The organism is Candidatus Pelagibacter sp. RS40 (genome assembly GCF_002101295.1).
In the GTDB taxonomy this organism is placed as follows: domain Bacteria; phylum Pseudomonadota; class Alphaproteobacteria; order Pelagibacterales; family Pelagibacteraceae; genus Pelagibacter.
In genome coordinates this window covers 606,972-619,005 of sequence record NZ_CP020778.1, presented here as the reverse complement: position 1 = coordinate 619,005, position 12,034 = coordinate 606,972, and the positions used below count along the sequence as shown (strand labels likewise).

11 protein-coding genes are annotated in these 12,034 nt (G+C 29.8%); 4 read left to right on the top strand and 7 right to left on the bottom strand.

Annotation, left to right across the window (positions count from 1 at the left end):
* Nucleotides 1–117 precede the first annotated feature (117 nt).
* From B8063_RS03330 to holA, 4 genes are read left to right on the top strand one after another with little or no spacing between them, the layout of a single operon-like run.
* Complete coding sequence (locus tag B8063_RS03330) at nucleotides 118–672, top strand: DUF3576 domain-containing protein (protein WP_085069500.1); 555 nt, start codon at nucleotides 118–120, stop codon at nucleotides 670–672.
* Nucleotides 673–687: 15 nt separating this feature from the next.
* A complete protein-coding gene (leuS, locus tag B8063_RS03325) occupies nucleotides 688–3,231 on the top strand; it encodes a leucine--tRNA ligase (RefSeq protein WP_085069498.1) in 2,544 nt (847 codons plus the stop codon).
* Nucleotides 3,228–3,713, top strand: a complete 486-nt coding sequence (locus B8063_RS03320; RefSeq protein WP_085069496.1) for a hypothetical protein — start codon at nucleotides 3,228–3,230, stop codon at nucleotides 3,711–3,713. The genes leuS and B8063_RS03320 overlap by 4 nt, the downstream gene beginning before the upstream one ends.
* The gene (holA, locus tag B8063_RS03315) at nucleotides 3,703–4,677 is read left to right on the top strand and encodes a DNA polymerase III subunit delta (RefSeq protein WP_085069494.1); all 975 of its coding nucleotides are present in this window, start codon (nucleotides 3,703–3,705) and stop codon (nucleotides 4,675–4,677) included. The genes B8063_RS03320 and holA overlap by 11 nt, the downstream gene beginning before the upstream one ends.
* On the opposite strand, the gene B8063_RS03310 is transcribed toward holA, so the two are convergent.
* The 7 genes from B8063_RS03310 to hemJ form a co-directional block, all read right to left on the bottom strand.
* Complete coding sequence (locus tag B8063_RS03310) at nucleotides 4,674–5,522, bottom strand: ParB/RepB/Spo0J family partition protein (RefSeq protein ID WP_315861723.1); 849 nt, start codon at nucleotides 5,520–5,522, stop codon at nucleotides 4,674–4,676. The genes holA and B8063_RS03310 overlap by 4 nt on opposite strands.
* Complete coding sequence (locus B8063_RS03305) at nucleotides 5,519–6,319, bottom strand: ParA family protein (RefSeq protein ID WP_085069492.1); 801 nt, start codon at nucleotides 6,317–6,319, stop codon at nucleotides 5,519–5,521. The genes B8063_RS03310 and B8063_RS03305 overlap by 4 nt, the downstream gene beginning before the upstream one ends.
* Nucleotides 6,316–6,954: a 16S rRNA (guanine(527)-N(7))-methyltransferase RsmG gene (locus B8063_RS03300; protein WP_085069490.1), complete on the bottom strand. Its 639-nt coding sequence runs from the start codon at nucleotides 6,952–6,954 to the stop codon at nucleotides 6,316–6,318. The genes B8063_RS03305 and B8063_RS03300 overlap by 4 nt, the downstream gene beginning before the upstream one ends.
* Nucleotides 6,951–8,822, bottom strand: coding sequence for a tRNA uridine-5-carboxymethylaminomethyl(34) synthesis enzyme MnmG (mnmG, locus tag B8063_RS03295; protein ID WP_085069488.1), 1,872 nt, complete (start codon nucleotides 8,820–8,822; stop codon nucleotides 6,951–6,953). Before mnmG ends, B8063_RS03300 begins: the two co-directional genes overlap by 4 nt.
* Nucleotides 8,823–8,898: 76 nt before the next feature.
* Nucleotides 8,899–10,227, bottom strand: coding sequence for a tRNA uridine-5-carboxymethylaminomethyl(34) synthesis GTPase MnmE (gene mnmE / locus B8063_RS03290; protein ID WP_085069486.1), 1,329 nt, complete (start codon nucleotides 10,225–10,227; stop codon nucleotides 8,899–8,901).
* Nucleotides 10,228–10,263: 36 nt separating this feature from the next.
* Complete coding sequence (gene rho / locus B8063_RS03285; protein WP_085069484.1) at nucleotides 10,264–11,535, bottom strand: transcription termination factor Rho; 1,272 nt, start codon at nucleotides 11,533–11,535, stop codon at nucleotides 10,264–10,266.
* 62 nt (nucleotides 11,536–11,597) lie between these two features.
* Nucleotides 11,598–12,032 (bottom strand): protoporphyrinogen oxidase HemJ, encoded by a 435-nt coding sequence (gene hemJ / locus B8063_RS03280; protein WP_085069482.1) that lies wholly within the window; start codon nucleotides 12,030–12,032, stop codon nucleotides 11,598–11,600.
* Nucleotides 12,033–12,034: the final 2 nt, after the last annotated feature.

Sequence of the window (12,034 nt, the reverse complement as noted above, 5' to 3'; positions counted from 1 at the left end):
CATATCATGTAAATTTATCTTTATTTTGTATAGTGTTGTATTTTTGCATCTATATTATGATAGTTAGTAAAAATTGACTATTTATTATTAATATTAAATAAAACATAAAATAACAAAATGATTAAAAATCTTAAAAACTTCGTAATTTTAAGCACTTTAATCCTGTTTCTTTATGCCTGTGGCATGGGTGCGGATGCACGTCAGTTTCCCCCAGATGCAGAATCTAGAGTTAAAAAAAATATTGAGGAAGGAAGAGGATTTAGAATTTTTGATGACAAAAATAAAGGAGGTTCAGGAAATTTTGATTTTGCAAGTTCAAATAGTTTGTGGAGAGCATCACTTGATACGATAGACTTTATGCCTTTAGCATCAGCAAATTACAGTGGGGGGATAATTATAACTGACTGGTACTCTAACAATAATAACTCATCAGAAGCAATAAAAATATCAATAAGATTTTTAACAAATGAAATTAGATCCGATGCCCTTGATATTAAGATTTTTTATAAAAAATGCGCATCAAATGAAAATTGTAAAATTGTTGAGAAGTCCGAAAATATTAGAAAAGAATTAAGTAAAAAAATCCTAACAAAAGCCGCTGTTTATGAGAAAGAAACAAAAGACAAAAACTTTAAACCTTACAAAGGAAAAGCTGGTCTAAAAGACGATTAGAAGAGTAAATCATAAGTGGAACAAAAAAATAGATATAATTTTAAAATTGTAGAGAGTAAATGGCAAAATTATTGGGAGAAAAATAAATCCTTTAAAGCTAAAACTGATAAAAATAAAAAAAAGTTTTATTGTCTTGAGATGTTTCCTTACCCATCAGGAAAAATTCACATGGGTCATGTGAGGAACTACACAATAGGAGATGTTCTATCAAGGTATAAATCACTTCAAGGATATAATGTTCTTCATCCAATGGGATGGGATTCATTTGGTTTACCTGCAGAAAATGCCGCTAAACAAAATAATTTAGATCCAAAAGATTGGACTGAGAAAAATATTTCAGTAATGAAATCTCAACTAAAAAAGCTTGGACTTTCTATAGATTGGGATCGAGAAATTTCAACATGTAATGAAGATTATTATAAACATCAGCAATTATTCTTTTTAGAGCTTTATGAGAAAGGTTTGGTATATAGAAAAGAAAATTTTGTAAATTGGGATCCTGTTGATGAAACAGTTTTAGCAAATGAGCAAGTAATTGATGGCAAAGGTTGGAGGTCAGGAGCTGTCGTTCAAAGAAAGAAACTTAATCAGTGGTTTTTTAATATTTCAAAATTTTCAGATGATTTATTAGAAGGACTTAATGAATTAACAAATTGGCCAAATAAAGTTAAAGTTATGCAACAAAATTGGATTGGAAAATCTTTTGGCTGCGAGCTAAATTTTAAGATCGAGGGTGATTTGCCAGTTGATGAAATAAAATGTTTCACTACAAGACCAGATACTTTGTTTGGCTTTTCTTTTTTAGCTCTTTCGCCAGATCATCCAATATCAAAACATTATGAGAACGATCCAGATTTTATAAAGTTTAAAGATGAATGCTCAAAGACAGGTACTACGGAAGAGTCTTTGGCAATGGCCGAGAAGATAGGTTTTAAGACAAGTTTGAAAGCTATAAATCCATTTAAAGAAAATGAAAAAGTTCCAGTTTACTTTGCAAATTTTGTGCTAATGGATTATGGATTTGGTGCAGTATTTGGTTGTCCTGGTCACGACCAAAGAGATTTTGATTTTGCAAAAAAATATGATCTTAATATAAAAACAGTCGTCAGACCTAAAGATCAACAAGAATTTGAGGCAAAAACTGAGGCATTTCCTGGGGAAGGCATAATAATAAATTCGGAATTTTTGAATGGTCTCAAAGCACCTGAGCAATCGGTAGTAAAGGCCATAGAAATTTTAGAAGAAAGAAACATTGGAAGAGAAAAAATTAATTTTAGATTAAAAGATTGGGGCGTTTCAAGACAAAGATACTGGGGATGTCCAATTCCTATCGCATATGATGAAAAAGGTGAAATTAAGCCGATACCAAAAAATCAACTACCAGTAAAACTTCCCAAAAATATTAATCTTAATTGTAAAGGAAATCCATTAGACAACAATGAAGCCTGGAAGACTGTCAATATAGATGGAAACAAATATTTTAGAGAGACAGATACTCTAGATACATTTGTAGATTCATCTTGGTATTTTTTAAGATTTTGTTCACCTAAAAATGATAAGTATGGTTTTGATTTAGATGAGATAAATTATTGGATGCCAGTAGATCAGTACATTGGTGGTGTAGAGCATGCCATTCTTCACTTGTTGTATTCAAGATTTTTTATGAGGTCTCTAGCTTTCAATAATAAAAATTTTAAATTTAATGAGCCATTTGATGGACTTTTTACTCAAGGAATGGTTTGCCATCAGACATATAAAGATGAAAATAATAATTGGCTTAGTCCAGATGATGTCGACATAAATGGGGATAAATATTACATTAAAAATAATCCATCATTAAAAGTAATAGTGGGTCCATCAGAGTCTATGTCAAAATCAAAAAAAAATGTTATTGATCCTGAAAACATAATAAATAATTATGGAGCTGATGCTGTAAGATTTTTCATACTTTCAGATAGCCCACCCGAAAAAGATGTACAATGGTCAGACCAAGGCATGTTATCATCATATAAATTTGTGCAAAAATTTTGGGTTTTACATCGAAAAATTATTGATAAAATAAACATTAAATCAGATGGCAAAGAAGATATAATACTAAAAAAATTTACTAATCAGCTAATACAAAAAATAGACCAAAATCTACATAACTTTAACTATAACGTCATTATCGCTAACATGCATGAAACCTACAATTTTTTGATTAAACATCTAAATAAAACTTTGAACTCAAATGACCTCGATGAATGTTATAAAAAAATTTTGATTATTTTTTCTCCAATCCTTCCTCACCTTATAAGTGAGTGTTTAGAGGAATTAAATTATGCTAAAAATAATAATTGGCCTCTGGTTGATAAAAAATATCTAGAAAATAAAAATATTGATTATGTAATTCAAATAAATGGAAAAAAGAGATCATTAATAAATGCTGAAAAAAATCTTAAACAAGAGTTGTTATTTGACCTTGTTAAGAAAGATAAATTATTAGATAAATATTTAAAAGATTTATCTATAAAAAAAGTAATTTTTGTAAAAAATAGATTGATGAATATTTTATTATGATTGCAAAATATTTAAAAATTTTTAATATTTTTTTAATTTTAATTTTTACTTACAATTGTGGTTTTAAACCAGTATTAGTTGGTTCTGACTATAATTTTTCTATCCTAGTTGATAAAAGCAGTGGTAACGATCAAGTAAACTATAAGATTAAAGAAAAACTTAAAGTTGTAGATGGGAGAAATAGAACATTTAAAGTAATCATAAATACAGAGGAAACTATAAAAACAATATCTAAGGACTTAAAAGGTGACCCAACTATATATGAAATTGAAATAAATTTAGATTATAAGCTAACTGAAAATAACAAAGTCCTTATTCATAAATCTTCTACTCAAAGTAGTACTTATAACAATATACAAGATAAGTTTGAGCTTAGTAAATCAAAAGAAATTTTAAGAGACAACCTTATAGATAATCTTGTATCTGATATTATAAACTCTGCAGGAAATTTAATCGTCAATCCAATGGGTAATGATAATTAAATCTTTTGATGTCAATAAAGTTAAATTTTCTGACTTTAAATCAATTCTTTTATACGGTCTTAATAGGGGTTTTAAAGAAGAAGTTATAAAACACAATATTTCATTTGGGTTTACAGGAGAAATATTATGTTATGAAGAGTCAGAAGTTTTAGATAACAAGGACACAATACTTGAAGATTTAATTAATGGGTCATTATTTGGTGAAACGAAGTTAATGATAATCTCAAGATCTTCTAACAAAATACTTGATTTCATTGAGGAGTTTTTAGAAAGAAATATATCAAACGTTCAAATAATAATAAATTCTGAAAATTTAGATAAAAAATCAAAGCTAAGAAGTTTATTTGAGAAAGATAAAAAATTGGCCTGTATACCGTTTTATGAAGACAACAATCAAAGTTTAAATATTTTTGCAATTAAATTTATAAAAGAGAAAAATATAAAAATTTCACAAGAAACTCTAAATTTAATTGTTGAAAGAGCACGAGGAGATAGAGGTAATTTAAATAGTGAACTTCAAAAGTTAGAAGCTCTATCTCTAACAAAAAAAAAAATTACACAAGAAGATATTTTTAAATTAACAAATCTTTCGGAAGATTATGGAATATTTGAACTCGTAGACAATTATTTAGCGAAAAATAAAATTAAAGTTTCAAAAATTCTTAATGAAAATAATTTTGTAAATGATGATTGCATTTTAATACTAAGAACCTTGCTAAGTAGGTCAAAAAGGCTTTTAAAATTAAAGAATATCCATAAAGAAAAAAAAAATATTGATGAAGTAATTTCATCTTACAAACCCTCAATATTTTGGAAAGAAAAGGATTTAGTTAAACAACAAATTAAAAATTGGTCTGAAAAAGAGATTAAAGAAAAAATTTATCAAATATCTAATTTAGAGATTTTAACCAAAAAAAATACATCTTCTATTAATCTTGTATCAGATTTAATAAGCAATTATTAATAGTTTTCTTTTATTATTTTGATCAATCGATCAAGTTGATCAACACCTTTATACTCAAAAATTAATGTGCCAGTATTATTTTTTTTATTATTTAAAAATACCTTCATCCCAATTTTAGAACTTAACTGATTTTCAATATCTATTGAATTTGGATCCTTAGATTTAATTGAACTTTTATTACTCTTTACTAATCTAGCAAGAGCTTCTGCTTGTCTAACTGATAATTTTTTTTTGATTATTTTCTCAGCTAGTAACTCAGAGTTATCTAAGCCGACTAAAACTTTAGCGTGACCTTGAGAAATTTTTTCATTGATAATGTGCTCAATCACCTTGGTTGGAAGACTTAATAATCTTATACAATTAGATATATGAGCTCTACTCTTCCCAATAAATTTCGCAACTTTTTCTTGATCATAATTAAATTCATTTATTAATCTTTGATATCCTTCAGCCTCCTCGATAGGATTAAGATCCTTTCTTTGAACATTTTCAACAATTGCAAATTCAAGGGACTTAAGATTGTCTACATTAAGAATTACTACTGGAACTTCGTGCAAGCCAGCATTTTGAGCTGCTTGCCATCTTCTTTCTCCTGCTATCAATTCATATTTGTCATTGCTATCTTCTGACGCTCTAACAATAATTGGCTGAATAATTCCTCTTTCACGAATTGATGCTGTGAGTTCTTCTAAACTATTTTTATCAAACTTTTTTCTTGGTTGATATTTATTTGGAATAATAGAACTAATCGATATTTTATTGTTTGTAATCTTTACCTCACTATCTCCAATCAGGGATGATAAGCCTCTTCCTAATCCTTTTTTATTTTTGAACGGATTTATCATGCAGCAGTCTCAATTTCTTTTTCTTGTTCTAAAAATTCTTCAGTGAAACTAAAATAGGCTTTACTACCTGGACAAAGCTTATCGTAGATTAATACTGGAACTCCATGGGAGGGCGCCTCGGATAACCTTACATTTCTTGGTACTGCTGTGTTGTAAACTTTTTCTTTAAAAAAATTTCTAGCTTCCGTCTCCACCTGACTGGACAACTTATTTCTCTTATCATACATCGTAAGGAGTATCCCTCTTATCTCTAGGATAGGATTTAAATTCGATTTAATTCTTTCAATAGTTTTCATTAATTGAGTTAGGCCCTCTAAAGCGAAAAACTCCGTCTGAAGAGGGACTACCAAAGCATCAGAGGCAACTAAGGCCATAATTGTGAGAAGACTAAGAGATGGAGGGCAGTCAATTAGTATATAATGATAGGATGCTCTAGAATCATTTAAAATAGAGGCTAATTCATCTTTTAATTTAAATGCTCTTCGGCTGTCACCAGCAGTTTCAACCTCGAGTCCTGATAAATCTACATTAGAAGTAATAATATCTAAGTTTTCAAATTCAGTTTTTTGTATCACGTCTGATATTTTTTTGTTTCCATTTAAAACACTATAAATTGTATTATCTGATGTACCTGAGTTGGATAATCCAAGACCTGTTGTAGCATTTCCTTGTGGGTCAAGGTCAATCACAAGAATTCTTTTTTCTTTAAGAGATAAACCAGCAGCCAAATTAATTATTGTTGTTGTCTTCCCTACTCCACCTTTTTGATTTATCACTGAAATAATTTTTCTATTCATATTTTTTTAAGATTTGATATTTTCACAATGATAGACTCTTCGTTGGTTAAACTTTTCCTCTCTTCATAATCAAATTTCCAATTTTTCATTGCATCTTTTAAAATCTTTTTTCCACTTTTTCCTAAAAATAAAATTATGTATTTAAAATTTTTAAAATTAGTTTTCGCAATTTGAAAAATTACTGGCAAAGGTTTAAAGGCACGTGAAATTATGACGTCTGTAATTAAATTTTTTTCATTAAAAATATTTTTTTGATAAATTTCCGCATCCAGATTAAATTTTTTGGACATCTCTCTTAAGAAATTACTTTTATGATAACTTTTTTCATAAAAAATCACTTTAAAATTTGGCTTTTTTGAACTCATAATAATACCTAAGACAATTCCTGGTAAACCTGCCCCCGACCCTAAGTCTGTACATGTTTTAATATCATTTTTATCAATAAAATCAATAGTTTGCATACTATCAGCAATATGCCTTGATTTTATTGAGCTTTCTGTGCTTTTGCTAATTAAATTTATTTCCTTATTTTTCAAAATTATGTCTTTTGAATATTCATCTAACCTTACGAGTGTTTCACGTGAAACATCTAGATTAAATTTTGGGTCTGTTTTTAAAAAATACGAATCAATCAAGCTATATGCTTAATAGACCTTCTTTTAAGATGAGACAATAAAATATATACAGCCGCAGGTGTTATGCCGTCTATTCTAAGAGCTTGGCCCATTGTTTTGGGCTTTATTTTCTTAAATTTTGACTTAACTTCATTTGATAGTCCTGAAAAGCTATCATAATTAATATTATCTGGAATTATTAAATTTTCATCTCTTTTAAAAGCTAAAATATCAGCTTTTTGCTTCTTCAAATAACCTTTATAATGAGAGTTTATCTCTAATTGTTGATCTATTTCACGTGAAACATAAGGTATTTCTGACCAAATTTCCCTAATTTTACTCATATTTACAGATTTTTGGCCTAATATATGGAATGCATTTCTACTAACCCCATCCTTTGCAATTTTTATACCGTATTTTTCAACTTTTGAAGGGGTAATTTGTAATTTTGACATCTGATTTTCAATTTTTGTTAATTGAAAATTTTTATCTTTAAATATTCGAGCTCTATCTTTAAGCACCACTCCCAAATTAATACCTTTTTGAGTTAATCTAACATCTGCATTATCTGACCTTAATGATAATCTATACTCTGCTCTTGAGGTAAACATTCTATATGGTTCTGCTACACCTTTCGTAACTAAATCGTCTATCATCACTCCTATATATGCATCCGATCTATCAAGTATAAAAGGTTCCTCGCCTTTGATAGATAGAGCAGAATTTATTCCAGCGATTAAGCCTTGGGCGGCAGCCTCTTCATATCCAGTTGTTCCATTTATTTGACCAGCAAGATAGAGATTTTTGATTTTTTTAGTCTCTAAAGTTAAGAATAGCTCTCTTGGATCAATATAATCGTATTCAATAGCATATCCAGGCCTTAATATTTTTACATTCTCTAAACCATTGATTTTACTACATATTTCCTGTTGTATCTCTGATGGTAGTGAAGTTGAAATGCCATTTGGGTATATAGTATTATCATTTAAGCCCTCTGGCTCTAAAAAAATTTGGTGTCGCTCCTTATCAGCGAATTTTTTTATTTTATCCTCTATAGATGGACAATATCTTGGACCTACTCCTTGTATGCTGCCAGAGTACATAGCGCTTCGCGCGATATTTTTGGAAATGATTTTATGAACTTCTTCATTGGTATAAGTCATTCTGCAAGAGATTTGCTTGTTTAAATTTTTTTTGGTTAAGAAAGAAAAAAAATATGGATCTTCGTCTGCATATTGAGCTTCCAAATTTTCAAAATTAATTGTACGTGCATCTAATCTTGGTGGAGTTCCGGTTTTTAATCTACCAATTTTAAAATTAAACTTTTCTAGTTGTTCACTTAAACCTGTTGATGGTTTTTCATCATATCTCCCTGCTGGAGTTTTTTTCTCGCCAATATGTATAAGACCATTTAAAAATGTGCCAGTTGTTAGAATTATCTTAGATGATCTGATTTCTTTACCAGATTGAGTATTAAATCCAATTATAGCATTATTTTTAAAATTGAAACTTATTACAGGATCAGAATAAATGCTTAAATTACAGTAGTTTACAAGTTTTTCTTGCATAAATTTTTTGTATAAGGATCTATCACTTTGTGTTCTTGGTCCTCTAACTGCAGGGCCTCTACTTCTATTTAGGAGCCTAAATTGTATTCCTGATTTGTCCGCAACTTCTCCCATAACACCGTCTAGTGCATCTATTTCTCTAACCAAATGACCTTTGCCAAGTCCACCAATTGCAGGGTTACAGGACATTTCCCCTATAGTTTCAAACTTATGTGTGAATAAAGCAGTGTTAACTCCCAATCTTGCAGATGCTGCTGCTGCCTCACAACCAGCGTGACCACCCCCAATAACCACTACATCAAACGATAACTCATTTTTCATGCCTTTAATTTATTATCGTTATAAAATTTTACAAGATGCTTGTTATTCCACTTTCTGGGGTTTTCTTAGTTGATAATTATTTGCCTATACAGAAATCGTTAAAGATGGATCCGAGTATTTCTTCGACATCTACTTTTCCAACTATTAATCCTAAATGTCTAACTGCTAATCTTAAGTCTTCTGCGGCTTTATCAAATTCCTCTTCTGAATTTTTATTATGAAAGGTTTTTAAATGATAAATACATTTCTCAATATTGTCTCTATGCCTGCTTCTTGTGATTATAATATCGTTTGATGATATAAATTTATTTTCTAATTTTTTTTTTATTTCATTAATAAGTAAATCAATATTTTTGTTTTCTTTAACTGATATAGAAATTGGATTTAATTTTCTAATTTCTTCATCCATTGTTTCATTAATATTATCCAATTTATTAACGACAATAATATTCTTATCCTTGCTCAAAGCACTTAAAAAGCTTTGAAATTCAACACTTTTTGGTTCCAAGACAATGATATTTAAATCTGCTTCATTTGCATTTTTTAGACTTAGCTTTATACCTTTTCTTTCTATTTCATCTTTAGAGTCTCTGATGCCGGCTGTATCAGATAAAATAACTGGATATCCATCCAAATTAAGATGTGTTTCTATAACATCTCTTGTAGTCCCAGCTATTTCAGACACAATTGCTACTTCACGGTTTGCTAGATGATTAAGAAGAGAAGATTTGCCCACATTTGTCGGACCAATTATAGAAATTTTGAAACCTTCTCTAATTCTTTCTCCTACTCTTTGATCATCCAATAACTTCTCTAAATCAGCTAATGCTTTAGTTGTATCTGCTTTTATTCCGTCTAAGATTTCAATTGGTAGATCTTCATCTGGAAAGTCAATTTTAGCCTCTAACTTAGATAAAACTTTAATAAGTGTATGTCTGAGAGTTTCAAATATTTTTGAACTTTTGCCCTCCATTATTTTTATAGCTTGTAATCTCTGAATTTCTGTTTCTGATGAAATTAAGTCTGAAATACCTTCTGCTTTCAGTAAATCTATTTTTCCATTCTGGAAAGCAGTTTTCGTGAACTCTCCAGGAGATGCAAGTCTACAATTAGATACTTCTGAAATTGAACTTTGTATAGCTTCAATTACTGCTCTGCTACCATGAACATGGAATTCGGCCATATCTTCACCTGTGTAACTGTTTGGTCCAGGAAACCATAAAAGTATACCTTCATCTATCAATTCATTATTTTTATTAATAAATTTTCTTAAAGTTGCCTCTTTAGGTTTCGGCAAACTAGAATTTGTGAGCTGTTTAATAACGTTCACAGTTTCAGATCCTGAAACTCTAATAACAGCTATACCCGATATGCCTGGCCCTGAAGATAGAGCATAAAATGTCATCAGAAAATTATATCAGTATTTTGGGAAAATAAATCTTTAAGATGGCTTATTCATAGAATTAAAAAATTCTGCATTATTTTTAGTATCTTTTAATTTAGAATTTATAAACTCTATTGCATCCATTGAGCCCATTGGTGCAATAATTCTTCTTAACACATTCATTTTTTGAAGGTCGTTTTTATCAAACAATAGTTCTTCTCTTCTTGTGCCCGATTTAGTTATGTCTATTGCTGGGAATATTCTCTTTTCGGATATCTTTCTATCTAAAATTGTTTCACTGTTACCTGTACCTTTAAATTCTTCGAATATGACCTCATCCATTCTGCTTCCAGTATCAATTAACGCTGTAGCAATAATTGTTAATGATCCACCTTCCTCAATATTTCTTGCAGCACCAAAAAATCTTTTTGGTCTTTGAAGTGCATTTGCATCCACGCCTCCAGTTAAAACTTTACCTGAACTTGGAACTACAGCGTTATAAGCTCGTCCAAGCCTTGTTATGGAATCTAATAAAATTACAACATCCTTTTTATGCTCAGTTAGTCTTTTAGCTTTTTCAATAACCATTTCAGCAACTGCAACGTGTCTTTGAGCGGGCTCATCAAATGTTGAGCTTATTACTTCTCCTTTAACAGTTCGTTGCATGTCTGTTACCTCTTCAGGTCTTTCATCAATTAATAAAACCATTAAATAACACTCTGGATGATTTGCTGTAATCGAGTTTGCTATACTTTGCAAAATCATCGTTTTACCAGCTTTTGGTGGTGATATGATCAATGATCTTTGTCCTTTTCCAATTGGACTTACGAGATCAATTAATCTTGGAGTTAGGTCTGGTTTTTTTTCAATTTTTGTAGTCTCGACTTCCATTCTAAATTGCTTGTTAGGGTAGAGTGGAGTTAAATTGTCGAAAGCTATTTTGTGTTTAAATTTATCAGGTTCCTCAAAATTTATTTTAGACACTTGCAATAAAGCAAAATATCTTTCACCTTCCTTTGGAGATCTTATTGGGCCTTCAACAGTATCGCCTGTTCTTAATCCAAACCTTCTAATTTGGCTTGGGCTTACATATATATCATCTGCACCTGGGAGATAATTGGACTCCATTGCTCTTAGGAAACCAAAGCCATCCTGTAAAAGCTGCAAAACCCCTCCACCAGTAATTTCTTCACCTTTTTCAGCCAATTTTTTTAATATGGCAAAGTAAATTTCTTGTCTTCTTAAAGTACTAGCATTTTCAATGCCAAGCTTTTCAGCTTCAGTAATTAATTTCTCTGAGCTCTTTTCTTTTAGTTCTTGTATGTTCATGGTTATGGGGAGTTTGTTTGTTAGATATAATAAATATATATATTAAGTCTCAAATTTCAAGGCTAGATGGGTTTAAAAATTACAATAAATACTATTAAAATTAACAGTATTGTTGGAATTTCGTTAATTATTCTAAAGAATCTAGAAGATTTTGAGTTAGAGCCATCTCTAAGAGAAGTCAGACATTTTCCCAAATACTCGTGGTAAACAGTCAAAATTATTACAAAAAAAATTTTTAATTGAAGCCAGAGTTGTGAGAAAGATTCAAAACCTATTTGATAAATTAAAAGTATGCCGAAGAGCCAGGATATTAACATTGCTGGCCTCATAATATAAAAATAAAGCTTCCTTTCCATAGTCTCAAAAATTTCAGTTGTTTCTTTTTTTTGATAATTTTCAACGTGATAAACAAAAATTCTTGGCAAATACAACAACCCAGCCATCCAAGATATAACTGCTATTAAATGTAGTGACTTAAATAACAAATAATAATTCATAA